This window comes from Ochrobactrum sp. Q0168, from assembly GCF_016427605.1.
Lineage (GTDB): Bacteria > Pseudomonadota > Alphaproteobacteria > Rhizobiales > Rhizobiaceae > Brucella.
In genome coordinates, this window is the sequence record NZ_JAELXQ010000001.1 from 61,645 (window position 1) to 86,048 (window position 24,404).

The window sequence follows — 24,404 nt, forward strand, 5'->3', positions numbered from 1 at the left end:
AATATCACAGGGCCCATATTTATGCGTTGACGGCTTCTTTTCAGGCGATTAGTGTCCCGCCCCATGAACACGTTTATTATTCTTGTGGTACGGGCGCGCATGGGCAGGATGGTGTAACCATCCGGCGAAAGCTCCCATGCGCGAAAGACAGGCTCCCTCGGGGGCCTTTTTTATTATCCAAAAAAGCCCGATGGGCTAAATCCAACACCGAAATACTGACTAGACGGGAAGAGAACGATGACTGCAGGTAAACAAGAGGCGGAAGCGACCGCCGCAGGATCACAGGAAACAAGCCACCCACGCGAGATGACCGGCGCGGAAATGGTTATTCAGGCCATGATCGATCAGGGCGTGGAGAGCATTTTCGGTTATCCGGGCGGCGCAGTGCTTCCGATCTATGACGAACTGTTCCAGCAGGATAAGATTCAGCACATTCTCGTGCGTCACGAACAGGGTGCAGGCCACGCCGCCGAAGGCTATGCCCGCTCCACCGGCAAGGTCGGTGTGCTGCTGGTGACATCCGGCCCCGGCGCAACCAATGCGGTCACGCCGCTTCAGGATGCGCTGATGGATTCCATCCCGCTCGTCTGCATTTCTGGTCAGGTCCCGACCTCGTTGATCGGTTCCGATGCTTTTCAGGAAGCCGATACGGTTGGCATCACACGCCCCTGCACCAAGCACAACTGGCTGGTGAAGGACGTCAACGACCTGTCGCGCATTCTGCATGAAGCCTTCCACGTTGCATCCACCGGCCGTCCCGGTCCGGTGCTGGTCGATATTCCGAAGGACATCCAGTTCGCCAAGGGCATCTACACGCCGCCGCAGACCACGCCGCGCACCACGTACCGTCCGGTTCTCGACGGCAATGCGCAGGCGATCTCCGACGCCGTCCGTCTGCTCGCCACGGCCAAGAAGCCCGTCATCTATTCCGGCGGTGGCGTGATCAATTCCGGCCCGGCAGCTTCCCGTCTGCTGCGCGAGCTGGTCGAACTCGGCAATTTCCCGATCACCTCCACGCTGATGGGCCTCGGCGCCTATCCGGCTTCGGGTAAGAACTGGCTCGGCATGCTGGGTATGCATGGCACCTATGAAGCGAACATGACCATGCATGATTGCGATGTCATGCTGTGCGTCGGCGCGCGCTTCGACGACCGCATCACCGGTCGCCTCAATGCCTTCTCGCCGAATTCGAAGAAAATCCACATCGATATCGATCCGTCTTCGATCAACAAGAATGTTCGCGTGGATGTGCCGATTATCGGCGATGTTGCGCATGTTCTGGAAGATATGGTTCGCCAGTTCCGCGCTTCCGAAAAGAAGCCGGAAAAAAAGGCTATCGCCGCCTGGTGGGAGCAGATCGACCGCTGGCGCGCCCGCAATTCGCTGGCCTACACGCCGAACAAAGACGTCATCATGCCGCAATATGCCATTGAGCGGCTGTATGAACTGACCAAGGATCGCAAGACCTATATCACCACCGAAGTTGGTCAGCACCAGATGTGGGCTGCGCAGTTCTACGGTTTTGAAGAGCCAAACCGCTGGCTGACCTCGGGTGGCCTCGGCACGATGGGCTATGGCCTGCCTGCCGCGCTCGGCGTACAGATCGCGCATCCGGATGCGCTGGTTATCGACATTGCCGGGGACGCATCGATCCAGATGTGCATTCAGGAAATGTCGGCGGCCATCCAGCACAGCGCGCCGATCAAGATCTTCATCCTGAACAACCAATATATGGGTATGGTGCGCCAGTGGCAGCAATTGCTGCATGGCAATCGTCTGTCGCATTCCTATACGGAAGCGATGCCGGATTTCGTCAAGCTCGCTGAAGCCTATGGCGCGCACGGCATCCGTTGCGAAAAGCCGGGCGACCTCGATGCCGCCATTCAGGAAATGATCGATATCGACAAGCCGGTCATCTTCGACTGCCGCGTTGCCAATCTGGCGAATTGCTTCCCGATGATCCCGTCCGGCAAGGCGCATAATGAAATGCTGTTGCCCGACGAAGCCACCGACGAAGCCGTTGCCAATGCCATCGATGCCAAGGGCCGCGCGCTCGTCTGATCCGGAGGATTTGAAATCATGAATGCACAGAACCTAGCTTCCGGATCGGCCTACTTCATTGCAGCCGAGACACAGACCCCGGAAACCCATACGCTTGCCGTCCTCGTCGACAACGAGCCGGGCGTACTCGCCCGGGTGATCGGATTGTTCTCCGGCCGCGGTTACAACATCGAAAGCCTGACGGTTTCGGAAACCGAGCATGAGAAGCATCTGTCGCGTATCACAATCGTGACGCGTGGTACGCCGCATGTGCTTGACCAGATCCGCCACCAGCTGGCGCGCATCGTTCCGGTTCACCGCGTGGTGGATCTGAGCCATCGCGCGAGCGAACTTGGTCACGATCGCCCGATTGAGCGTGAACTGGCGCTGGTGAAAGTGGCTGGCAAGGGCGAAGCTCGCGCTGAAACTCTGCGTCTTGCCGATGCGTTCAAGGCCAAGGTGGTCGACGCGACGACGGATCACTTTATTCTGGAGATCACCGGCAAGACCGCGAAGATCGACCAGTTCATCTCGATCATGAAGCCGCTCGGCCTCGTGGAAATCTGCCGCACCGGCGTGGCAGCAATGAACCGGGGTCCGGAGGGGATGTAAGTATAGTTTTTCTGCCAAGGGTAGGATCGATACAATAAGGCTCAAAACCGGCACAATGTTTCGATTGTGCCGGTTTTTTATTGAGCTAATTTGTGCGGGTAAATCGGGTTCATCACATGTCTGTCGAAATATTTTTGGCGCTGATCGCCTTCGCTTTTGTTTCTTCGATCACACCGGGGCCGAACAATCTGATGCTGCTTGCTTCGGGGGTGAATTTTGGCTTTCGGCGCACGATCCCGCATATGCTGGGCATCGGTGTCGGGTTTTTCGGCCTGCTTCTGGCGGTGGGCTTCGGATTGGGTGTGTTGCTTGAAACCGTGCCGGCTTTCTATACCAGCCTGAAATTCGCTGGCGGCGCATATATGCTCTATCTCGCATGGAAAATCGCCACGTCACGCTCCATCGGGGAAGCGAAGGGTAGTGACGAAGGCAAGCCGATGACTTTCATGCAGGCCGCAGCCTTTCAGTGGGTCAATCCAAAGGCATGGGTGATGGCCGTTACCGGCATCGCCACCTATGCCACGCATGACAATTACTATCTGGCGGTGGCGCTGGTGAGCATCGCTTTCGCGCTGGTCAATCTGCCGAGCGTATCGGTCTGGGCTGGCTTTGGCATGTTACTGCGCAACTGGCTGGACGATCCGGTGCGTCTCAAATGGTTCAACATGGCCATGGCCTTGCTGCTGATCGCAAGCCTTTGGCCGATGTTACGGTAGAGCGCCGATCTGATTGTATCAGATCGGCGCTCTAAACCTTTGTTCTAACGCGCATCTTTTCCGAAAACCGTTTCACACTTTTCGGGATGCGCTCATAATCAGGAGCATGGCATGTCGGCACTTCCCACCTATGACGATGTTGCATCCGCAGCGAGCCAGATCGAAGGGCACGCGTTTCATACGCCGGTTCTGACTTCGACTGCGCTGAATGATGAGACGGGCGCAGAGTTCTTTTTCAAGGGGGAAAGTCTGCAGCGGATCGGTGCGTTCAAGTTTCGTGGTGCATTCAATGCCCTGTCGCGTTTCAGCGACGAGCAGAAAAAGCGCGGCGTCATCGCGTTTTCGTCGGGCAACCATGCGCAGGCAGTGGCCCTATCGGCAAAGCTGCTTGGCATTTCCGCCACCATATTGATGCCGGAAGATGCGCCGCAGTCCAAGCTTGAAGCGACGCGCGGCTATGGCGCGAATGTCATCACCTTCAATCGCTATAAGGATGACCGCGACGCTTTGACGAACCGTCTGGCGGAGGAGGGTGGTCTGACCCTGATCCCGCCGTATAATCATCCGCATATCATTGCCGGACAAGGCACCGCGACCAAAGAGCTGATCGAGGAAGTAGGCCCGCTCGACGCGCTGTTCGTCTGTGTCGGCGGTGGTGGGTTGATTGCCGGATCGGCGCTGGCCGCCAAGGCGCTTTCGCCCGATTGCGCGGTCTATGGCGTCGAGCCCGAAGCGGGGAACGACGTCCAGCAGTCGTTGCGTGCAGGCAAGATTGTGCGCATCGATACGCCGCAGACGCTGGCCGATGGCGCGCAGACGCAAGCACCGGGCGATCTAACCTTTGCCATTATCCGCGAAAAGGTGACGGATGTGCTGACGGTCAGCGATCAGGCGCTCGTTGATGGCATGAAGTTCTTTGCCCGGCAGATGAAGCTGGTGGTCGAGCCGACCGGCTGTCTGGCCTTCGCCGGTGCCCGCCAGATTGCGGATCAACTGCGCGGAAAACGCGTCGGCGTGATCGTCAGCGGCGGCAATGTCGACCTCTCTCGCTATACGGCTCTCCTGAATACGGCTGTTTGATCACGGTTTGATCTTGTTTTCGGGTCGCGAATCCTGTCTGAAAGAGCCATGCAGTTTTCACCGGAACAGGATCAGGCGCTCAAGGCCGTCGGACAATGGCTGAAAGAAGGGCGCAGTCCCATTTTCAGGCTGTTCGGTTATGCCGGAACGGGCAAGACGACACTTGCGCGCTATTTCGCCGAACATGTCGATGGCGATGTGCAGTTTGCCGCCTTTACTGGCAAGGCCGCGCAGGTTCTGCGTTCCAAGGGCGCCAGCAATGCGCGCACGCTGCATTCGCTGATCTATCGTCCGCGTGGCGAGGAAGCCGTTGAGGATGAGACGACCGGCAAGACGTCCATCGCACCGACATTCTCGCTCAACCGGCAAAGCCCGGTCGCCAAGGCGGCGATGATCGTGGTGGACGAATGTTCGATGGTGGACGAGGCGCTCGGGCGCGATCTCATGAGCTTTGGAACGCCGATCCTTGTGCTGGGCGATCCGGGTCAGTTGCCGCCGATTTCCGGCGGCGGATTTTTCACCGAACATGAGCCGAATTATCTGCTCACCGAGATTCACCGCCAGGCGCAGGACAATCCGATCATCCGCATGGCGCTCGATGTACGGGAAGGGCGTGAGCTGCCCTATGGCGATCACGGCGCGGCAAAGGTCATCAGCAAGAACGAAGTCAATCAGGACATGGTGCTGAAGGCGGATCAGGTGCTTGTCGGCACAAACCGCACGCGCCGTCGCTATAATCAGCGCCTGCGCGAACTGAAGGGCTTTACGGCTGACTATCCGCAGGCGGGCGACAAGCTGGTCTGTCTGCGCAACGACCCGGCCAAGGGGCTGCTCAACGGGTCGCTTTGGAAGGTCATGACCTCATCCAAGGAAACCGTGAAGCCCGGCATCAATCTGCTGGTCGCGCCGGAAGACGATGATCGCGGCGTTGCCAAGATCAAGCTTTTGAAGGCGCAGTTCGAAGACCCGGACAGCGAAATTCCGTGGCAGACCAAGAAGCGTTACGACGATTTCGACTATGGCTATGCGCTGACCGTGCACAAGGCTCAAGGCTCGCAATGGGACGATGTCGTGCTGTTCGATGAAAGCTATGCTTTTCGCGATACGCGGGAGCGCTGGCTCTATACAGCCATTACGCGTGCGGCCGAGCGCCTGACAATTGTAAAATAATCAACTCTCGATGGGTTTGGCGTTCAGCCACTCCCATGCGTCCTGTTCTTCGTCGGTTTCGAAAGAACGCATTTCGATGGAGAGGAAGGGCTGCATCAGGGTGATGCTGGCTTGTATCCACAACGGCCCTCCGACAATCGCATAGCGACGCAGATGTTTGAGCGATTTTGAGCGCATCGACAGCATGCTTTCGGAAAAAGCTGCGGTCCAGTCCACGCCTTCATAGCCGGTCAGGCGGATCAGAAGATCGATCTCGTCAAACTGCTCATAAGCCGCGTCGAGCAGACCGTAGAGATTCTCCAGCGATGAATCGTCCAGATGCCCTTCAATGGCAAAGGCGAACACATCATTCCGGTCTGTGGGAATGCGGCGGACAACGGGAATGTCCTCATTGCGCATCATCGGTCTCCAAGACTGTCTGAATTCCACTCAGGAATCAACGTTCGGACCGGGCGAAAGGTTGCGGATCGTTGTTCCAATTTTGCCGAGGGAAAGTTTGTCCTATGCTCGAAAGGTGGGAAACGGCAACATTTGGGGATGGGTCAACAGGTGCGACGGGAAAACACTCACACTTTCCTGCGGCGGGCGATATAAGAGCCTGACTCAAAAAGCGGCCTGTGCGCGCGAAAATGGTGATTTTCGAGTACCGGAGCGGAGCGTACTAAAGTACGTGAGCACCGGAATGGAGAAAATCGGCATTTGCAGCCACACAGGGCGGCTTTTGGAACAGGCTCTAAAGCGAAAAACCGATAATGGGAGAACTGCCTCCATGCCTGCGAAATTATCTGTCAATCTCAATGCCATTGCCATGCTGCGCAACCGTCGCGATCTGCCCTGGCCGAGCGTCACCGGTCTCGGACGGATAGCACTTGCGGCAGGAGCTGCGGGTTTGACGGTGCATCCGCGTCCGGATCAGCGCCATATCCGCTTTTCCGATCTTGGCGATATCCGCGCATTGATCGACGATGAATTTCCGCAGGCTGAATTCAATATTGAGGGCTTCCCGAGCGACGCTTTCCTCGATCTGGTCGAAAAGCACCAGCCGGAACAGGTGACCCTGGTGCCGGACGATCCGACACAGGCCACGTCCGACCATGGCTGGGATTTTCTATCGAAGGCCGATTATCTCGCGCCCATCGTGGCGCGGCTGAAGAAGGGCGGTATGCGCGTTTCGCTGTTCGCCGATCCCGATCCGCTGGGCTATGACAAGGCAAAGGCCATCGGCGCCGACCGTTTGGAATTCTACACCGGCCCTTATGGCGCGACCTATGACGATCCGGCTGTCGCAGCGCGTGAGCTGGACCGTATCGGCAAGGCCTCGGATGCCGCCGCAGCGCTCGGCCTCGAAATCAATGCTGGCCACGATCTGACGGTCGAAAATCTGCCCGCACTGGTCAAGCGCATTCCACAATTGAAAGAAGTTTCCATCGGACATGGATTGACGGCGGACGCTTTGACGTATGGTATGGCGGCGACAGTGGGACGTTTCAACGCTGCTTTGGCTGGGTAATTGGCACCTTCAATGCGCAAAATGCATAGCTTCGATCTGAGCTTTGCGAAAAGCGCATTTGTGCGAAAGCTCAACAAGCTATAGGCGTCCGCGGCTGGTTCATCCGCGTCAGGAGCGCGCAGGGACGTATGAGGGAAGCATTGATACGGTTTTCCGAAATCCGCATTCCGCATGGAATTGCCCCGGCGCGTTTTGCCTTCGGGGCTGCATCGGAGCGGCAGGTTTTTGCCGTTCGGTTCGGTGATTATGTTTGAATCCGATTGGGGCAAAGCTGCGGCACGGTTGTTGCAATCCGCAATCTTTTGCGGGCATTCCTGTGAGTGGGCTCCACACGCTATGATTTTCAGCCAGAATGATTTCAGGATGTTGCGAGGTGTCGGCAAATGAGCGACGAGCTGAACGGCCAGAACACGCAATCGCAATCCAACCCGCCGGATACGGCGGTCACGCCGCCGGTCGGCGGTGCAGCGGGCTCCGAAGCCGGTTTTGCCGCCGAAGAGAACGACCACCACAATGACAGCATGAAGACGCTGGTCTTGGGCGCTCTCGGTGTCGTCTATGGCGACATCGGCACCAGCCCGATCTATGCTTTTCGTGAAGCGCTGCATGCGGCGGCTTCCGATGGCGTCCTGTCTCGCTCCGATATTCTTGGCGTTGTATCGCTTATCTTCTGGGCGTTGACGCTTGTCGTCACGATCAAATATGTCCTGTTCGTTCTGCGCGCCGACAATAACGGCGAAGGCGGCATCCTCTCGTTGATGGCGCTGGTGCGTGGCGCGCTGAAGGGGCGTCCCAATCTCATTCTCGGTGTCGGCATTGTCGGCGCGGCATTGTTCTTCGGCGATGCTGTGATTACGCCAGCTATTTCGGTGCTTTCCGCAATGGAAGGGCTGGAAATCGTCGCGCCCAGCCTCACACCCTTCGTGGTGCCAATCACGGTCGTCATTCTCGTGACGCTGTTTTCGGTACAAAAGCTCGGCACTGGCAGGGTGGCAATCGTGTTCGGGCCGATCATGGCGCTGTGGTTTCTGGCGCTGGGAGCATCGGGCCTCTGGCATATTTTCGACGACCCCACGGTCATCTCCGCACTTAATCCTTATTATGCGGTGCGCTTTCTGGCCATCAGCCCCGGCATTGCCTTCATCACTGTGGGCGCGGTTTTCCTCGCCATGACGGGTGCGGAAGCGCTTTATGCCGATCTCGGCCATTTCGGGCGCAAGCCGATTGTACGCGCCTGGCTGTGGATCGTGTTTCCGTGTCTGGTGCTCAATTATTTCGGGCAGGCCGCCTTTATCCTGTCGCATGGCGAAGCGGCGGCTTTGCCGTTCTTTCAGATGCTGCCGAATTTCGCGCTTTTGCCGATGGTGCTGCTGGCGACGGCGGCAACGGTTATCGCCAGTCAGGCGGTCATAACGGGCGCTTATTCCGTGGCGCGACAGGCGGTGCAGCTCAATATTCTGCCGCGACTGGAAATTCAGCATACGTCCGAAAAACTGCACGGGCAGATTTATATTCCGCGCGTGAACCTCGTGCTCGGCCTCGCCGTTGTCATTCTGGTGCTGGGCTTCGAGAAGTCGACCAATCTGGCCGCTGCCTATGGTATCGCGGTAACCGGCAACATGCTGGTGACGACCGTTCTGCTCTATATCGTCATGACGCGGATCTGGAATTGGCCGGTGGGGCGCGCCCTGCCTTTGATGCTGGGCTTCCTCCTGATCGACGTCATGTTCTTCAGCGCCAATATCATCAAGGTGCATGACGGCGGCTGGGCTTCCATCGGTATTGCTGCCGTGCTCGTCATCATCATGTGGACCTGGGTGCGGGGCACGCGGCATTTGTTCCTCAAGACGCGCAAGGGCGAAGTGCCGCTCGATCTCATCGTCGAGCAGATGGCCAAGCGTCCGCCGACCATTGTGCCGGGAACAGCCGTCTTCCTGACCGGCGATCCCAAGAGCGCGCCGACCGCGCTGATGCACAGTCTGAAGCATTACAAGGTGCTGCATCAGAACAATGTCATCCTGACCGTCGTCACGGCTTCGAAGCCGTGGGTATCAAGCGCCGATCGTGCCCGCGTCTCGCAATATAACGAGCGCTTCATGCAGGTGACGCTCAAATTCGGCTATATGCAGCAACCGAATATCCCGCGCGCGCTTGGCCTTTGCCGCAAGCTCGGTTGGAAGTTCGACATCATGACGACGTCCTTCTTCCTCTCGCGACGCTCGCTCAAGGCTTCGGTGCATTCCGGCATGCCTCTGTGGCAGGACAAGCTGTTCATCCTGCTGGCGCGAACGGCCTCGGACGCGACCGAATATTTCCAGATTCCAACGGGCCGCGTGGTGGAAATCGGTACGCAGGTGAATATCTGATCGGGAATTCACTTTAATAGCCGTCTGTTTATCAGGGCGTCATCTGAGAACTTGATTCCGGATGACGCCCTTTCTCTTTGTTTTTATTGCTCATTTATCGCGTGATCGAGATCTTTCAGGTCGCCGTTTCGACCGTTCGCGAAAAGGGCAATTATCCTCCGAATTTCTCAAAAATCTCGCTTGACCGCCTATGCGGCAAGGGCTAATAGAATGGGAACCGTACCGTACGGTACAAGAGGAGGAAGTAATCCGTGACTGATGGAAGCGACGAATTGCAGGCTCAAAAGCAGCAGGCTCTTTCGCCGCGTCAGAACGATGTTCTGGAGCAGGCGTTGCGCCTTCTTGTCGAAGGCGGAGACCGCGCTTTGACGACGGCGAGCATTGCGCGCGCCGCCAACTGCTCCAAGGAAAGCCTCTATAAATGGTTTGGCGACCGTGACGGTCTTCTGACGGCGATGGTTCGCTGGCAGGCCTCCAAGGTTCGCGTCGTGCCGCTGGCGCGCGAGAAGCTTGACGCGGAATCGCTGTTCTCCAGTCTGGAGCACTTCGCCCGCGACTGGTTGCTGGTGCTTTCGGGCCGCACGTCGATCGCGCTGAACCGTCTCGCGGTCAGCCATGCGGCTTCGGCCAAATCGGCACTGGGCGATATCGTTCTCTCCAATGGACCGGTGGCCATGGCCCAGCGCCTGAAGCCAATCCTTGAAATGGGGATGGAAGCGAAGCTGCTCGCTTTCGACGATATCGATGAAGCATTTCGCACGTTTTTCGGGCTTGTGGTCCGGGACATGCAAATCCGGTTGCTGTTGGGCGACCGGCTGGAACTGACTGACGATGTGGTCATCCGGGACGCCCGGCGCGCCACAAAGCAGTTTTTCGCTCTGTATGGGGCATGACCTGATCGGCTGACACAAGAAGGCCAGGGAACAAACTGAAACGAAGGGAATTGGAAATGCGCGTTTATTATGACCGGGATGCGGACGTTAACCTGATCAAGTCGAAGAATGTGGTTATCGTTGGCTACGGCAGCCAGGGCCGCGCCCATGCGCTGAACCTGAAGGATTCCGGTGCTGCCAATGTGCGCGTCGCCCTTCGCGAAGGTTCCGCAACCGTCAAGAAGGCCGAGGCTGACGGCTTCCAGGTGATGAACGTTGCCGATGCCGCCAAGTGGGCCGACCTCATGATGATGGCGACCCCTGACGAGCTGCAGGCCGACATCTACCGCGACCACATCCACAGCAACCTGCGCGATGGCGCCGCGATTGCTTTCGCCCACGGCCTCAATGTTCATTTCGGCCTCATCGAGCCGAAGAAGTCGGTCGACGTCGTCATGATTGCGCCGAAGGGCCCAGGCCACACGGTTCGCGGCGAATACCAGAAGGGCGGCGGCGTGCCTTGCCTGATCGCCATCCATCAGGATGCTTCCGGCAATGCCCATGACCTCGCTCTGTCCTATGCTTCAGGCGTGGGTGGCGGTCGTTCAGGCGTCATCGAAACCACCTTCAAGGAAGAGTGCGAAACCGATCTGTTCGGTGAGCAGGCTGTTCTCTGCGGCGGCGTGGTCGAACTGATCCGCACCGGTTTCGAAGTTCTGGTTGAAGCCGGCTATGCGCCGGAAATGGCTTACTTCGAGTGCCTGCACGAAATGAAGCTGATCGTGGACCTGATCTACGAAGGCGGCATCGCCAACATGAACTACTCGATCTCGAACACCGCTGAGTGGGGCGAATACGTCACCGGTCCGCGCATCATCACGGCCGAAACCAAGGCTGAAATGAAGCGCGTTCTGAAAGACATTCAGACCGGCAAGTTCACCTCCGATTGGATGCAGGAATGGAAGGCTGGCGCCGCTCGCTTCAAGGGTATCCGCCGCAACAACGATGCGCACCAGATCGAAGAAGTCGGTGGCAAGCTGCGCGCCATGATGCCGTGGATTGAAAAGAACAAGCTGGTCGACAAGGCTCGCAACTAATCGTTCGAGCTTCCATGACAAGCAAGAAGAGGGGGCGTTTCATGCGCCCCCTTCATTACTTGGCGCGGGATGGTTGTATTGATCGCGAATAAGCCGCGAACGAAAAGAACCAAAACTCTGCGTCAGCTTTCCGTTTCATGCACTTCGAAGGCCAAAAGAATTTCGAATAGCTTTATTCCGCAGAAGCATGGGAAAAGCTGTTCTCGTTGGTCTAAAATTGCGCTAGAGCTTCCCCCTATTAGCTGGGGTTTGAGGAGAGCTAGCTAGTACGAATTCCATCAGATGGATGGTTAAGTCTAATTGAGGAGATTTCCCGTGTTGGACTGGGAAAATGTTTTTGCAACGCGCTCCAAACGCATGCGCGCATCGGAAATCCGCGAACTTCTGAAGCTGCTGGAGCGTCCGGACATCATTTCGTTTGCTGGCGGCATTCCCGATCCGGCGCTGTTTCCGCATGAAGCTTTTCAGGCTGCCTATAAGGAAACGCTGACGGGTGCCGAGGCAAATGCCGCGCTGCAATATTCGGTATCCGAAGGCTACAAGCCGCTGCGCACATGGCTCGTTGGCGAGCTGGCCAAGATCGGCATTCCCTGCACCGAGGACAATGTTTTCATCACCTCCGGTTCGCAGCAGGCGCTCGATTATCTCGGCAAGCTGTTCATTTCGCCCCATGATACCGCGCTGGTGACTGCACCGACTTATCTCGGCGCCTTGCAGGCATTCAATGCCTATGAGCCGTCCTATGACACGCTTTCGATCACCGGCAATCGCACGCCTGAATCCTATGCGCAGGCCGCTGAAAAGGCTGGCGGCAAGGTGAAGTTCAGCTATCTCTCGGCTGATTTCGCCAATCCGACCGGCGAGACCGTCGATCTGGCAGGCCGTCAAAAGCTTCTGGCGCAGGCCGACGAGCTGAATATTCCGATCATTGAAGACGCAGCCTATCAGTATCTGCGCTACAATGGTGAAGCTATCCCGCCGATCCTTTCGCTCGACATCGCCCGCAATGGCGGCGACATCGAAAAAACCCGCACCATTTATTGCGGCTCGTTCTCGAAGACTCTCGCGCCGGGTCTGCGCGTTGGATACGTGGTTGCCTCGAAGGATGTTATCCGCAAGCTCGTGCTCATGAAGCAGGCAGCTGACCTTCATTCCTCGACCATCAACCAGATCGCGATTCATCATGTCGCGACGCATGGCTTCGAGGCGCAGGTTGCCAAGATCGCCAAGGTCTACAAGCATCGCCGTGACCGCATGCTGGAAGCTCTTGCCAAAAATATGCCGGAAGGCACCAGCTGGACCAAGCCTGAAGGCGGCATGTTCATCTGGGTCACTGTGCCGGAAGGCATGGATGGCGCGCAGCTGCTGGCATCATCCATCGAGACCGAAAAGGTCGCTTTCGTTCCGGGCAAGGCGTTCTTTGCCGATGGTAGCGGCGCCAACACGCTGCGTCTCAGCTATTCCTGCGCCAATGACGAAATGATCGATGAAGGCATCATGCGGCTTGGCCGCCTGATCCGCACGCACAGCAAATCTGCTGCTGCTTGATCATCGGAAGAGAATTGAAAGGGCCGGGTTCATCCCGGCCTTTCTTCATTGAAATGGTGAGTTGCAGCTGGTGCGCGGCCCGGCGAGCGGCTGGTAAGTGTCATCGGAGCTGCGATAGCTTCGATAGCGGTTTGAGCACCACTGCATGTGATTGACGCTCGGTCCGAAGCGCTTAACCTGCGGACGGGTGGATGGGCGCACTTCCAGCGGTTCGCCGTTTTTATAGCGCAACACGCCTTCGCCGGAGATATAGCTCTCGCTGTTGCGGCAGGTGACCGAGCCGTAACATCCCGGCGAATTCGGGCCGGGGCGATTGGTATTCGAGTTCGGATTGACGATTGGCGGTCTGGCTGGCTGTAATGAAGGCAGATAGGGCGTCTTGCGTAATTCGACAGCCATTGTTGGCGCGGCAAAGCCGACAGCAAACAGGCTGGAAATCATGGCTGCGCACAGGGCTTTCTTGAGCATTACAACCTTTGCCTTTCATGCATGGGAGGCGTGCATTCGCTCTCGCCATACACTTAATATGGGTCTTTTATCTTCCAAAATCATCCGCTCGGGGGAAAAATACCGACGCGACCAAGAAGTCCTTGCCAATCGCGATGCAAGTGGCGAGATTGCTCGCACATGTTTACGATAGCCACATTCAATGTCGAGAATCTGATGCGCCGGTTCGATTTCTCCGGCTTCCGCAACGAATTGCATCAGGACCGCAGCCTGCAATTGTTCGAGATCGGCGACGAGGCGCAATACCGCCTGTTGGAACAGGCGCGAGCGGTAGCCCATGCCGACGACACAAGGCAGATGACGGCGCTGGCAATCGCCGAAACCCGCGCCGATATTCTGTGCTTGCAGGAAGTCGATAATCTGGCCGCGCTCAACGCCTTCGAATATGGTTATCTTTTTAAGATGATCGGCCACGGTTACCGGCACAAATATCTGATCGACGGCAATGACAGCCGGGGTATCGATGTGGCCGTGATGATCAGGGACACGACCCGCGACGGCCAGCCCATTGAGGTGGGTGAGGTCACCAGCCACGCGCATCTGACCTATACCGATTTTGGCCTTTACGAGCCTGTTCTTGCAGAACTGGGCATCGAGCCGCATGACCGCATTTTCAGACGGGATTGTCTCAATGTGGATTTGCGCATTGCAGGCAAGCCGCTCTCACTTTTCGTGACGCATCTCAAATCCATGACCGGCGCGCGCAACGGTTTTGACGGGCGCACCGCATCATCGCCGGTTCGTAAAGCCGAGGCGCGAGCGATCCGCCGCATCATCGAGGACAAGTTCGGACCGGCCAAGGCGGCAGACCGGCGCTGGCTGATCTGTGGCGATTTCAACGATTATCGCGAGCGTATCGTCGTCGGGGGTGATGAATGGAACGGCTATGAATTCACGCCGGTTCAGGAAGAGGAAAGCGCGCTCGACGTGCTGCTCGGCGATGGCTTTGCCGTCAACCTCGTGGAGCGTCGCCCCGTCATGGATCGCTGGACGCTCTATCACACACGCGGACCACAGGAGCGACATCTTTGTCAGCTTGATTACATCCTGGCGTCACCCTCATTTGCTTTTAAGAATGAAAGCGCGGTGCCGCAAATCGTCAGGCGCGGCCAGCCCTGGCGCACGGTCTTTCCGCCAGACCAGCAGGTGGAACGCTATCCGCGCACGGGCTGGGACCGGCCTAAGGCCAGCGATCATTGCCCGGTTGCCGTCACGCTGAATATTGTCTGAGAAACAGGATAGTGCCGCGATGGATCATGTGCGGGAAAATACGGTTCATGTCATCGATGATGTGGATGTCCGCATCGTTCCGGGACCGCTTGAATATGCGCAGCAGCATGAACAGGCGATAGCGATCAACTGGCAGCGTGAGCAGGCTGCAAAACCAGCCCTGTTCGATGGCGAAATCTTTCTGGCGCCGGAGGCGAGACTGATCGGCGGCGTCTTGCAGGCCGGGTTCAAGCGCAGCAGTTTTGCGACGCTGATGCATTGGCGCAATGATCCGGAGCCGGTCCGTCCGTGGCATATCTTTGGTGTGGGCGTCATCGTTTCGGGCGAGGGGCATTTGATCGCGGCTCGCATGGGTATGCGGAATGCTGGCGGCGGACGCATCTATTTCCCGGCAGGCTCAATCGACGATAATGACATTGTCGACGGGCGCGTGGACTACGTCGCCAATATGCAGCGCGAAGTGCAGGAGGAGACTGGGCTTGATCTGGCCGACGCAGAAGGCGAGGCGCAGCTGAACCTGGTGACCGGCAATCGCAGCATCGCGCTCTTCCGCCGCTATCGTTTCGATGCACCGTCGCGGGAGCTGGTTTCCGGTATTGAGAATTTCGTGTCTGCGCAGACCGAGCCGGAGCTTGCAGAGATCATTCCGATCAAGGCAGCAGGCATGATGGGCGATGCCACACCGTCTTATGTTCGCGCTTTTGCCGACTGGCATTTCAACCAGTGACGAAATAAGCCAGACGGACAGATGACAGGGCCGATAAATTGGCTATGCTCGCATTGAATTCTATAAATGTGATGCTTGAATGCAATCGTTGAAAACACTGGTTCTGGGTGGTTTCCAGAAAAGTGTCGAGGGGAGAATGAGGGATGAGCGAAGCCGCCGTTTCCGGCCGTTTTTATGAGATTTTCGACGTTTTTGCCGAGAAAGCTCTGGCGGGAAATCCGTTGGCCGTCGTCCATGACTGCGAAGGGCTGAATGATGCCCGCATGCAGGCCATCGCCCGCGAGTTCAATCTTTCCGAGACCGTCTTTATTTTTCCGCCTGCCAATCCGGCGCATGAAGCTGCCGTGCGGATTTTTACCCCTGACTACGAACTGCCTTTCGCCGGTCATCCGACGGTGGGGGCGGCCGTTTCGCTGGCACGCCGCCGCAACACGGGCGACGAGGCCGACCGGCTTGTTGCGCTGGAGGAAAAGGTGGGCATTGTGCGCTGCGGTGTTATCCTGGGTGACAATAGCGCCTTTGCCGAATTCGATCTGCCGCGCTTGCCGGAAAAGGTGGACGTGCGGGTCGAAAAAGAAGAAGCCGCCGCTGCCATCGGGCTTGGAACCCACGAGATCGGTTTCGAGAATCACGTTCCCGGCATCTGGAGCGCGGGCACGCCCTATCTGCTCGTGCCGGTTCACAATCTCATCGCCGCGGCCAAGGTGTCGATTGATCCGGTTTATGTGACCGAAAGTCTGCCGCATGTCGATGGTCGCCCGCTGCCGATCTATGTCTATTGCCGTGAGACGATCCTCTTCAACAGCAATTATCATGCGCGCATGTTCGTGACCGGCGCCAATGTCTATGAAGATCCGGCGACGGGTTCGGCAGCTGCCGCCTTTGCCGGAATGATCCAGCAGAACGACAAGCCAGTCGACGGCAGCTCGCAATGGTGGGTTGAGCAGGGCATGGAAATGGGGCGTCCGTCGCTCATTCGGCTCGAGCTCGATGTCAACGGGCAGAAGCTGACGGGTGCGCGCATTGGTGGAACGGCAGTCAAGATCGCCGAGGGCCGGCTTTTCATCTGACGCAATTTTCTTTCGCGTCCTTGATCACTGTCAAGGCGATCTGCCTACTCTATATTAGGATGTGAAGAAGAGCTTTTCAGGAGACGACGCGCCATGATGATCAAGGAAATGTCGGACTACGATCTTCGCGACATGATTCAGAATTCGCATGTAGGACGATTGGCTTATATTCTGGATGATCGCCCCGTTATCGTACCGATGAGTTTCCGGTTCAATGGCGGATCGCTTTATTCCTTCACGACCGACGGACAGAAGACCGAAGCCATGCGCAAGAACGATGCCGTCTGCATCCTCTTCGACCACATCGTATCGCGAACCGAATGGAAAACCGTGGTTTTGCATGGTCGTTATCGCGAGATTGCCAGAGAGGACGAGAAAGCGGCCATCGTTGGTATCATGTCTGCCGAGCCGACATGGTGGGAACCGGCCTATACCAAGACCATCACCAAGGAAGGCGACGTCCGCAAGATGGAGCCGGTTTTCTTCCGGGTGGATATCGAAAGCGCTAGCGGTCACCAGACAAGCTGACCGCCACGGCTTACACTTATCGAACAACAAGCACTGGAACAGTGCTGCGCGTGACGACTTCATAGGTCTGGCTGCCAAGCAGCAGGCCTTTGAAACCGCGCCGCCCATGCGAGGCCATCACGATAAGATCGCTGGCCAGTTCAGTTGCCGATTCGATGATGGCCGTTGCCGGGTGCTGGGCAACCACGTGCAGGGTGTGGATTTCCGCACCGGCTTCGGCTGCCAGTTCACGGGCGCGTGCCAGTGTGGTCTCGGCAAAATCCTTCCATTCCTGTTCGAAACGTTCGATGAAAGCGGGACTGTCGGTCCAGCCGCCGGGCAGGCCCGACACGGAATAGGGGGCGGTCACCGTTACAACCGTAACCTTCGCGCCAACGGCTTTGGCCAGTTGGAATGCGTGTACGAGACCGCGCTCGGCAAATTCCGACCCGTCGGTTGTGGCGACAATATTCTTGTACATGAGCCCTCGCTTCGTCAGATTCGGCTTTAAGCTAGTGCTTAAAATGAGCATATCCAAGCCTCCGAGTGCCGGATAAGGCTGGAAATGAAAAATCAACATCGGAACGCCCATGCCTCTCGACATATCGCCCTCCCATTGTGATGCGTTTCAGGCAAGCTGGATCGCCACGGTTCTCAACCTGGATTGGCCGTCGAATGCGTCAAAGAAAATCGAAAATGACGATGAACGCATCCGGCGCCAAAAGCAGGAATTGGTGAAACTGTTTGATGAGGCGTCGGAGCACGGAATCAATGCGGTCGTGTTTCAGGTGTCGCCAGCAGCGGACGCATTCTATGCGTCTTCCTATCTGCCATGGTCTTCCTATCTGACCGGTACGCTCGGCAAAAACCCCGGCTTTGACCCGTTGCAGTTTGCCATTGAGCAGGCGCATAAGCGCGGCATCGAACTGCACGCATGGCTCAATCCCTATCGGGTTTCGATGGATGTCAAGGCATCGACGCGCAAGGAGCTGAAGAACTCGTCCAAGGATTCGCCACGGAGTGTCTACAAGACCCATCCAAGCTGGGTCGGCGTGTCGGCGGATCGCTATGTTCTCGATCCCGGCATTCCTACTGTTCGTCAATGGGTGACGAACATTACCGCCGAGGTCGTGCAGAAATACAATGTCGATGGCATCCAGTTCGACGACTATTTCTATTACGAGACCGCGTCCTCGCCTCTCGATGACGACAAGACCTATGCGCGTTTTGGCACACGCTTTGCCAGCAAATATGAGTGGCGGCGTTACAATACTTACACGTTGATTCAGGAAATTTCCGACAAGATCAAGTCGATCAAGCCGAATGTACGCTTTGGCATCAGCCCCGGCGGCGTCTGGCGCAACAAGGCCGACGATCCGCTGGGTTCGGCCACGCGCGCGGGCAAGACGAACTATGATGGCGACTTTGCCGATACGAGACGCTGGGTCAAGGAAGGCCTGATCGATTACATCGCGCCGCAGGTCTACTGGTCGTTCGACCGAAAGGCCGTGCCATACGACACGATCGTCAAATGGTGGGCGGATACGGTGCGTGGCACCAAGACCGATCTTTATATTGGCTTGGCGCTCTATCGCGCTGGAACCGCAACTGCATCAGAGCCGGGCTGGCAGGCAGGTGGAGGCTTGAGCGAGATCAAGCGGCAGCTGGAACTCAATCAGTCGCTGCCGGAAGTGAAGGGAAGCATCCTCTTTCGACAAGGGTTTCTTTCCGACCCAAAACAGAAGAACGTATCCGATCATTTGAAGAAGACATGGGGCAAGTGCGGGCAGAAATAAAGCATTTCACCGCACATCTTTGATCCTGATCAAAGTGCGCTTCCTGCAGAGTTGCTAGTGCTCCTGCCGTTGTTGGTTACCACCAGAATCGGCGACCCGGGATGCCTCGTCTTGAATGGCATCCCGGTCTTCATCCAATCTGTCGAGCGCATATCAGCGCGATCTTCCGTGACGTCGTCTTCGGCAGCCAGCGGGTGCTGTCGGCGTTGCCCCTCTGTTTCACCAAATCGGCACCCGCGCTTCTCATTCGCTCTGAATTGAGGGGAAATTGCTAGTATTTTAGTGTTTATTGATCACCGTCAAAGCATTGGATAATGAGCGCCTCTATGCACGGCCGCGACGGCATTTACTTTATCGCGCGTTAATTAGCATTCGCTGGTTGTCAACCTGCGCGGTTGTTCCATATCCTCAACCGAATGGTTCTCCGATGACTATCGAGCGGGGCGGTGGGAATGCGAACAGCCAGACCAATGGGGATCGCCTGCCAATGCCTTGAATTAACTCGGGAATAATGCTGGCATTGTCGTGGATATTGCAAAGAGGGTGTTTCGCATGAGTTCCAACCGCAAACAATGGATTGTGGCTGCAGTTGTGGTGGCGCTGGCTGCCGGTGGCTACTATGCCTGGAAGGCCCTGAACGGCAGCGGATTGCCCGAGGGAATTGCCTCGGGCAATGGCCGTATCGAAGCCACCGAAATCGATATTTCGACCAAAAGTCCCGGTCGTATCCGCGAAATACTTGCCAATGAGGGTTCTTTCGTCAAAAAGGGCGACGTCCTTGCGCGCATGGATACCGATCAGCTGGAAAGCCAGCGTGCGCAGGCGGAAGCGCAATTGCGCCGGGCACAGATCGGCATCGAGACGGCCCAGAGCCTCGTCACGCAGCGCCAGGCGGAATTTGCGGCCAATCAGGCGACGGTTGCCCAGCGCAATGCGCAGCTCGATGCAGCGCAGCGGCGTTTGGCGCGTTCGCAGGCGCTGACCCAGTCACGAACCGTTTCCGAACAGGTTCTCGATGATGATCGCGCCAGTGCGCAGGGCGCTCAGGCTGCTGTCGAGGCGGCCAAGGCGCAGCTTGCGGCGAGTGACGCAGCCATCAATGCCGCCAAGGCGCAGGTTGTCGATGCTGAGGCTTCGGTGGAAGCGGCCAAGGCGGCGATTGCGAGCATCATGGCGGATATCAACGACGCAACGCTGGTCGCGCCGACGGCGGGGCGGGTGCAGTATCGTGTTGCTCAGCCCGGCGAAGTGCTTTCGGCTGGCGGTCGCGTGCTCAACCTCGTCGATCTTGGCGATGTCTATATGACGTTCTTCCTGCCAACCGCGCAGGCCGGTCGTGTCGCAATCGGCGCTGAGGCCCGCATTGTGCTGGATGCAGCGCCGCAATATGTCATTCCGGCCACGATTTCCTTCGTTGCCGATGTGGCGCAGTTCACGCCGAAGACAGTTGAAACTGAGGAGGAACGTCAGAAGCTGATGTTCCGCGTGAAGGCAAAGATTTCGCCGGAGTTGCTTCAGAAATACATCCAGCAGGTGAAGACCGGGCTGCCTGGCATGGCCTATGTGAAGCTCGATCCCGCTGCTGAATGGCCGAAGAACCTCGCGGAAACCGTAAAATGAGTGAAGCTGCGGTCCAGTCTGTGGCGGGAGACGACAGCTTTGTCGTTCGCGCGAAGGGCGTAAAGCTGTCCTATGGCGCTGCGCAGGCGCTGCGCGATGTTGATCTCGATATTCCCGCAGGGCGCATGATCGGCCTGATCGGGCCGGACGGCGTGGGAAAGTCTAGCCTGCTTTCGCTGGTTTCCGGTGCGCGCAGTATGCAGGAAGGGCGCATCGAGGTATTGGGTGGCGATATTGCCGACCGGAAGCATCGCGAATCCGCCTATCCGCGCATCGCCTATATGCCGCAAGGCCTCGGCAAGAACCTTTATCCGACGCTTTCGGTTTTCGAGAATATCGATTTTTTCGGACGGTTGTTCGGCCATAACAGGCAGGAACGCGAACGGCGCATTGCCGATCTTCTGGCGCGCACAGGCATGTCGCCCTTTGCGGATCGCCCGGCAGGCAAGCTCTCGGGCGGCATGAAGCAGAAGACTAGCCTCTGCTGTTCGCTGATCCATGATCCAGACCTTCTGATCCTCGATGAACCGACCACGGGTGTTGATCCTTTGTCGCGTCGCCAGTTCTGGGAACTGATCGACGATATCCGCAAGGACCGTCCGGGGATGAGCGTCATCGTCGCGACCGCCTATATGGAGGAAGCGGAGCGTTTCGACTGGCTTGTCGCGATGAATGACGGACAGGTATTGGCGACGGGTACGCCGCAAGAGCTTCTGGAACGCACGGGCACCCCCAATCTGGATGCGGCCTTCATCGCCTTGCTGCCGGAGGAATTGCGGCAGGGGCACAAGGAAATCGTCATTCCGCCGCGCGCGCCGGGTGCCGATGCGGAGATCGCCATTGAAGCCGAACATGTCACGGTTCGGTTCGGCAATTTCACCGCGGTCGATAATGTGAGCTTCCGCATTCCACGCGGCGAAATCTTCGGGTTCCTGGGTTCCAATGGTTGCGGCAAATCCACGACCATGAAGGTGCTGACCGGCCTTTTGCCCGCAAGCGAGGGCATTGCGCGACTGTTCGGGCGCGAAGTCGATCCGAAGGATATCGATATCAGGCGTCGCGTCGGCTATATGTCGCAGGCCTTTTCGCTTTATTCCGAGCTGACGGTTCTCCAGAATCTGGAACTGCATGCCAAGCTTTTCGGCATGGAGCCGGAGCTGACGGCGCGGCGCATCAAGGAGCTTTCCGAGCGTTTCGATCTGGCCGGTGTGATGGATGAACTGCCGGATTCCATGCCGCTCGGCATCCGCCAGCGCCTGTCTCTGGCGGTGGCGCTGATCCATTCGCCGGATATTCTCATTCTCGATGAGCCGACGTCCGGCGTGGACCCGGTGGCGCGTGATGCTTTCTGGGAAAGTCTTTCCGACCTGTCGCGCAAGGACAATGTGACGATCTTCGTCTCGACCCATTTCATGAATGAAGCTGAGCTGTGCGACCGCATTTCATTGATGCATGCGGGCAAGGTGCTGATCAGTGACACGCCAAAGGCGATCACCGAAAGCCGCAATGCGGCGACGCTGGAAGAAGCCTTTATCGCTTATCTCACCGAAGCCATTGGCGAGACGCCGCAACAGGAGGCCCCTGTACCGAAGGAGACACCAGCGCCGGTCGAGCCTGCGACTGCCCACCCGAAGCCTTCTTCAAGCTGGTTGCCCAATCGGCGACGAATGCTTGCTTACACGCGGCGTGAAGCGCTGGAGTTGAAGCGCGATCCGATCCGCGCGACGCTTGCCATTTTGGGCACCGTGATTTTGATGTTCGTGATTGGTTACGGCATCAATCTCAATGTTGAAAACCTGACATTCGCTGTACTTGACCGCGACGATACGACGGTCAGCCGCGATTACACGCAGCAGATTGCCGGTTCGCGCTATTTTACCGAAATGCCGCCGATCACGGATTATGACGATCTCGACCGGCGAATGCGCAATGGCGAAATCAGCCTTGCCATAGAGATACCGCCTCGGTTCGGGGCGAATATAGCACATGGACGGCCTGTCGAGGTGGCGGCATGGATCGACGGCGCCATGCCCACCCGCGCCGAAACAGTGCGCGGCTATGTGCAGGGCATGCATGCTAACTGGCTGACGCAAAAGGCACGCCAGCTTTATGGCAATGCGGCGACAGTCGGCAATTTCAATCTGGAAATTCGCTATCGCTACAATCCCGACGTCCAGAGCCTGGTGGCGATGGTGCCAGCGGTCATTCCGATGCTGCTTTTGATGATCCCGGCCATGCTTGCGGTTTTGAGCGTGGTGCGTGAAAAGGAACTTGGTTCGATCATCAACTTCTATGTGACGCCGGTGACCAAGTTCGAGTTCCTTTTCGGCAAGCAATTGCCCTATATCGCGCTCGCCTTCCTCAACTTCCTCATGCTGACGGCCTTTGCAGTCTTCATCTTCCGGGTACCATTTACGGGCAGTTTTCTCACCTATGCAGCGGCGGCGCTGCTTTATGTCATCATCGCGACCGGCATGGGACTGGTGCTTTCCACCTTCATGAGCAGCCAGATCGCGGCCATTTTCGGCACGGCCCTGCTGACGCTCATTCCCGCGGTGCAATATTCCGGCATCATCGATCCGGTTTCGTCATTGCAGGGCGCTGGCGCATTCATCGGCAAGATCTATCCCACGACCTATTTCGTGACCATCTCGCGCGGGGTGTTTTCCAAGGCGCTGGATTTCGGCGATCTGGCCGGGTCGTTCATTCCGTTGCTGATTGCCATTCCGGTTCTGATGGTGCTCGCTATTCTCCTTCTCAAGAAACAGGCGGGCTGAGATGCGGATAGCCAACATACTTCAGCTCGGCATCAAGGAATTGCGCGGTCTCGCCCGCGATCCGATGCTTCTGCTCCTCATCGTCTATGCTTTCACGCTGGCGGTTTATACCTCCGCCCGGGCACAGCCGGAAAACCTCAGCAATGCGGCCATCGCCATTGTCGATGAGGATCAGTCGCCGGTCTCAAACCGGATTACCACGGCGTTTTATCCGCCCTATTTTGTGCCGCCCAAACTCATCTCCTCCCACGAAATGGACAGCCGCATGGATGAGGGGCTCGACACGTTTGCGCTGAACATCCCGCCGAATTTCCAGCGCGATCTGCTGGCCGGGCGCTCCCCGACCATCCAGCTCAATGTGGATGCAACCCGCATGAGCCAGGCCTTCACGGGCGGCGGCTACGTGCAGTCCATCGTGTCCAGCGAGGTGAACGAGTTTCTCAACCGCTATCGGGGTACGGCGGATACGAAGGTCGATCTCAATTTGCGATCCCGCTTCAATCAGGATCTGAACAAGAGCTGGTTCGGCGCGATCAACAATGTCATCTCGTCCGTCACCATGCTGTCGATCATCCTGACGGGTGCTGCGCTGATCCGCGAGCGCGAGCATGGCACCATCGAGCATTTGCTCGTCATGCCGGTGACACCGGTTGAAATCATGATCAGCAAGGTCTGGTCCATGGGGCTGGTCGTGCTGGTGGCTTCGGCCTTTGCGCTGGTCTTTGTCGTGCAAGGCCTGCTGGCGGTCCCGATTTATGGATCGGTTCTGCTGTTTCTGGCTGGCGCCGCGTTGCAGCTTTTCGCAACCACCAGCCTTGGCATTTTCCTGGCAACGGTTGCAGGCTCCATGCCGCAGTTTGGCATGTTGCTGATGCTGGTGCTAATGCCGCTGCAGGTGCTTTCCGGCGGCATGACCCCACGGGAAAGCATGCCGGATATCATCCAGAACATCATGCTGGTGGCCCCAAACACGCATTTCGTTATATTGGCGCAGGCGATCCTGTTCCGAGGGGCGGGGATCGGCGTGGTGTGGCCGCAATTTCTGGCCCTGATAGTCATCGGCTCGGTGCTGTTTTATTTCGCGCTGCAACGTTTCCGGGCTTTCCTGAGATAACCAAAGATATTTGAAAACAACACCCTGAATCGCTTCGTTGAGAAT

21 protein-coding genes are annotated in these 24,404 nt (G+C 57.4%); 18 read left to right on the forward strand and 3 right to left on the reverse strand.

The genetic code is table 11. The annotated features are described in order from the left end of the window. Nucleotides 1-237: 237 nt before the first annotated feature. The 5 genes from JAU75_RS00270 (at nt 238) to JAU75_RS00290 (ending at nt 5,618) form a co-directional block, all read left to right on the forward strand. A complete protein-coding gene (locus JAU75_RS00270; protein ID WP_199053676.1) occupies nt 238-2,061 on the forward strand; it encodes an acetolactate synthase 3 large subunit in 1,824 nt (607 codons plus the stop codon). Nucleotides 2,062-2,079: 18 nt separating this feature from the next. Then, nucleotides 2,080-2,652: an acetolactate synthase small subunit gene (ilvN, locus tag JAU75_RS00275; protein ID WP_078339370.1), complete on the forward strand. Its 573-nt coding sequence runs from the start codon at nt 2,080-2,082 to the stop codon at nt 2,650-2,652. A 116-nt stretch (nt 2,653-2,768) separates the two neighbouring features. After that, a complete protein-coding gene (locus tag JAU75_RS00280) occupies nt 2,769-3,368 on the forward strand; it encodes a LysE family translocator (protein ID WP_199053677.1) in 600 nt (199 codons plus the stop codon). Between the two features lie 111 nt (nt 3,369-3,479). Next, nucleotides 3,480-4,448: a threo-3-hydroxy-L-aspartate ammonia-lyase gene (locus tag JAU75_RS00285; protein ID WP_199053678.1), complete on the forward strand. Its 969-nt coding sequence runs from the start codon at nt 3,480-3,482 to the stop codon at nt 4,446-4,448. A gap of 48 nt (nt 4,449-4,496) precedes the next feature. Then, a complete protein-coding gene (locus JAU75_RS00290) occupies nt 4,497-5,618 on the forward strand; it encodes an ATP-dependent RecD-like DNA helicase (RefSeq protein ID WP_109369370.1) in 1,122 nt (373 codons plus the stop codon). On the opposite strand, the gene JAU75_RS00295 is transcribed toward JAU75_RS00290, so the two are convergent. Next, on the reverse strand, nt 5,619-6,017 hold the full coding sequence (locus JAU75_RS00295; RefSeq protein ID WP_199054876.1) for an STAS/SEC14 domain-containing protein: 399 nt from the start codon (nt 6,015-6,017) through the stop codon (nt 5,619-5,621). A gap of 370 nt (nt 6,018-6,387) precedes the next feature. Here JAU75_RS00295 and JAU75_RS00300 point away from each other — a divergent pair, with 370 nt between their 5' ends. From JAU75_RS00300 to JAU75_RS00320, 5 genes are all read left to right on the forward strand, one after another. Continuing rightward, the gene (locus JAU75_RS00300) at nt 6,388-7,128 is read left to right on the forward strand and encodes a pyridoxine 5'-phosphate synthase (RefSeq protein ID WP_199053679.1); all 741 of its coding nucleotides are present in this window, start codon (nt 6,388-6,390) and stop codon (nt 7,126-7,128) included. A 521-nt stretch (nt 7,129-7,649) separates the two neighbouring features. Continuing rightward, nucleotides 7,650-9,494 (forward strand): potassium transporter Kup, encoded by a 1,845-nt coding sequence (locus tag JAU75_RS00305; protein ID WP_371836108.1) that lies wholly within the window; start codon nt 7,650-7,652, stop codon nt 9,492-9,494. Between the two features lie 251 nt (nt 9,495-9,745). After that, complete coding sequence (locus tag JAU75_RS00310; RefSeq protein WP_199053681.1) at nt 9,746-10,387, forward strand: TetR/AcrR family transcriptional regulator; 642 nt, start codon at nt 9,746-9,748, stop codon at nt 10,385-10,387. A 56-nt stretch (nt 10,388-10,443) separates the two neighbouring features. Beyond that, nucleotides 10,444-11,463: a ketol-acid reductoisomerase gene (ilvC, locus tag JAU75_RS00315; RefSeq protein WP_199053682.1), complete on the forward strand. Its 1,020-nt coding sequence runs from the start codon at nt 10,444-10,446 to the stop codon at nt 11,461-11,463. A gap of 315 nt (nt 11,464-11,778) precedes the next feature. Continuing rightward, nucleotides 11,779-13,011, forward strand: coding sequence for a PLP-dependent aminotransferase family protein (locus JAU75_RS00320; protein WP_199053684.1), 1,233 nt, complete (start codon nt 11,779-11,781; stop codon nt 13,009-13,011). Nucleotides 13,012-13,056: 45 nt separating this feature from the next. Here the strand turns inward: JAU75_RS00320 and JAU75_RS00325 are convergent, their stop codons facing one another. After that, the gene (locus tag JAU75_RS00325) at nt 13,057-13,479 is read right to left on the reverse strand and encodes a BA14K family protein (protein ID WP_199053686.1); all 423 of its coding nucleotides are present in this window, start codon (nt 13,477-13,479) and stop codon (nt 13,057-13,059) included. A 159-nt stretch (nt 13,480-13,638) separates the two neighbouring features. Here JAU75_RS00325 and JAU75_RS00330 point away from each other — a divergent pair, with 159 nt between their 5' ends. The 4 genes from JAU75_RS00330 to JAU75_RS00345 all read left to right on the forward strand — a co-directional run bounded on the left by JAU75_RS00330 (nt 13,639) and on the right by JAU75_RS00345 (nt 17,073). Then, nucleotides 13,639-14,748, forward strand: coding sequence for an endonuclease/exonuclease/phosphatase family protein (locus JAU75_RS00330; RefSeq protein ID WP_199053687.1), 1,110 nt, complete (start codon nt 13,639-13,641; stop codon nt 14,746-14,748). 19 nt (nt 14,749-14,767) lie between these two features. After that, the gene (locus tag JAU75_RS00335; protein WP_199053689.1) at nt 14,768-15,475 is read left to right on the forward strand and encodes an NUDIX domain-containing protein; all 708 of its coding nucleotides are present in this window, start codon (nt 14,768-14,770) and stop codon (nt 15,473-15,475) included. 143 nt (nt 15,476-15,618) lie between these two features. Then, on the forward strand, nt 15,619-16,545 hold the full coding sequence (locus JAU75_RS00340) for a PhzF family phenazine biosynthesis protein (protein WP_151589395.1): 927 nt from the start codon (nt 15,619-15,621) through the stop codon (nt 16,543-16,545). A gap of 93 nt (nt 16,546-16,638) precedes the next feature. Further along, nucleotides 16,639-17,073 carry a pyridoxamine 5'-phosphate oxidase family protein gene (locus JAU75_RS00345; RefSeq protein ID WP_199053691.1) on the forward strand — a complete coding sequence of 145 codons (435 nt, stop codon included), beginning with the start codon at nt 16,639-16,641 and terminating at the stop codon, nt 17,071-17,073. Nucleotides 17,074-17,089: 16 nt separating this feature from the next. On the opposite strand, the gene JAU75_RS00350 is transcribed toward JAU75_RS00345, so the two are convergent. Then, entirely contained in the window at nt 17,090-17,533 is a 444-nt protein-coding gene (locus tag JAU75_RS00350) for a universal stress protein (protein WP_199053693.1), read from the reverse strand. 109 nt (nt 17,534-17,642) lie between these two features. Between JAU75_RS00350 and JAU75_RS00355 the strand changes: the two genes are divergently transcribed. The 4 genes from JAU75_RS00355 (at nt 17,643) to JAU75_RS00370 (ending at nt 24,359) form a co-directional block, all read left to right on the forward strand. Then, complete coding sequence (locus JAU75_RS00355) at nt 17,643-18,848, forward strand: glycoside hydrolase family 10 protein (protein ID WP_199053695.1); 1,206 nt, start codon at nt 17,643-17,645, stop codon at nt 18,846-18,848. 552 nt (nt 18,849-19,400) lie between these two features. Further along, entirely contained in the window at nt 19,401-20,468 is a 1,068-nt protein-coding gene (locus tag JAU75_RS00360) for an HlyD family efflux transporter periplasmic adaptor subunit (protein WP_199053697.1), read from the forward strand. Next, entirely contained in the window at nt 20,435-23,245 is a 2,811-nt protein-coding gene (rbbA, locus tag JAU75_RS00365) for a ribosome-associated ATPase/putative transporter RbbA (protein ID WP_371836092.1), read from the forward strand. Before JAU75_RS00360 ends, rbbA begins: the two co-directional genes overlap by 34 nt. Before the next feature lies 1 nt (nt 23,246). Then, nucleotides 23,247-24,359 carry an ABC transporter permease gene (locus tag JAU75_RS00370; RefSeq protein ID WP_199053704.1) on the forward strand — a complete coding sequence of 371 codons (1,113 nt, stop codon included), beginning with the start codon at nt 23,247-23,249 and terminating at the stop codon, nt 24,357-24,359. Nucleotides 24,360-24,404 lie beyond the last annotated feature (45 nt).

Bases quoted from the DNA above. Each gene is read 5' to 3' on its own strand.
- JAU75_RS00270 (WP_199053676.1), top strand. From the start codon at position 238: ATGACTGCAGGTAAACAAGAGGCGGAAGCGACCGCCGCAGGATCACAG.
- ilvN (WP_078339370.1), top strand. From the start codon at position 2,080: ATGAATGCACAGAACCTAGCTTCCGGATCGGCCTACTTCATTGCAGCC.
- JAU75_RS00280 (WP_199053677.1), top strand. From the start codon at position 2,769: ATGTCTGTCGAAATATTTTTGGCGCTGATCGCCTTCGCTTTTGTTTCT.
- JAU75_RS00285 (WP_199053678.1), top strand. From the start codon at position 3,480: ATGTCGGCACTTCCCACCTATGACGATGTTGCATCCGCAGCGAGCCAG.
- JAU75_RS00290 (WP_109369370.1), top strand. From the start codon at position 4,497: ATGCAGTTTTCACCGGAACAGGATCAGGCGCTCAAGGCCGTCGGACAA.
- JAU75_RS00295 (WP_199054876.1), bottom strand. From the start codon at position 6,017: ATGCGCAATGAGGACATTCCCGTTGTCCGCCGCATTCCCACAGACCGG.
- JAU75_RS00300 (WP_199053679.1), top strand. From the start codon at position 6,388: ATGCCTGCGAAATTATCTGTCAATCTCAATGCCATTGCCATGCTGCGC.
- JAU75_RS00305 (WP_371836108.1), top strand. From the start codon at position 7,650: ATGAAGACGCTGGTCTTGGGCGCTCTCGGTGTCGTCTATGGCGACATC.
- ilvC (WP_199053682.1), top strand. From the start codon at position 10,444: ATGCGCGTTTATTATGACCGGGATGCGGACGTTAACCTGATCAAGTCG.
- JAU75_RS00325 (WP_199053686.1), bottom strand. From the start codon at position 13,479: ATGCTCAAGAAAGCCCTGTGCGCAGCCATGATTTCCAGCCTGTTTGCT.
- JAU75_RS00330 (WP_199053687.1), top strand. From the start codon at position 13,639: ATGTTTACGATAGCCACATTCAATGTCGAGAATCTGATGCGCCGGTTC.
- JAU75_RS00335 (WP_199053689.1), top strand. From the start codon at position 14,768: ATGGATCATGTGCGGGAAAATACGGTTCATGTCATCGATGATGTGGAT.
- JAU75_RS00340 (WP_151589395.1), top strand. From the start codon at position 15,619: ATGAGCGAAGCCGCCGTTTCCGGCCGTTTTTATGAGATTTTCGACGTT.
- JAU75_RS00345 (WP_199053691.1), top strand. From the start codon at position 16,639: ATGATGATCAAGGAAATGTCGGACTACGATCTTCGCGACATGATTCAG.
- JAU75_RS00350 (WP_199053693.1), bottom strand. From the start codon at position 17,533: ATGTACAAGAATATTGTCGCCACAACCGACGGGTCGGAATTTGCCGAG.
- JAU75_RS00355 (WP_199053695.1), top strand. From the start codon at position 17,643: ATGCCTCTCGACATATCGCCCTCCCATTGTGATGCGTTTCAGGCAAGC.
- JAU75_RS00360 (WP_199053697.1), top strand. From the start codon at position 19,401: ATGAGTTCCAACCGCAAACAATGGATTGTGGCTGCAGTTGTGGTGGCG.
- rbbA (WP_371836092.1), top strand. From the start codon at position 20,435: ATGGCCGAAGAACCTCGCGGAAACCGTAAAATGAGTGAAGCTGCGGTC.
- JAU75_RS00370 (WP_199053704.1), top strand. From the start codon at position 23,247: ATGCGGATAGCCAACATACTTCAGCTCGGCATCAAGGAATTGCGCGGT.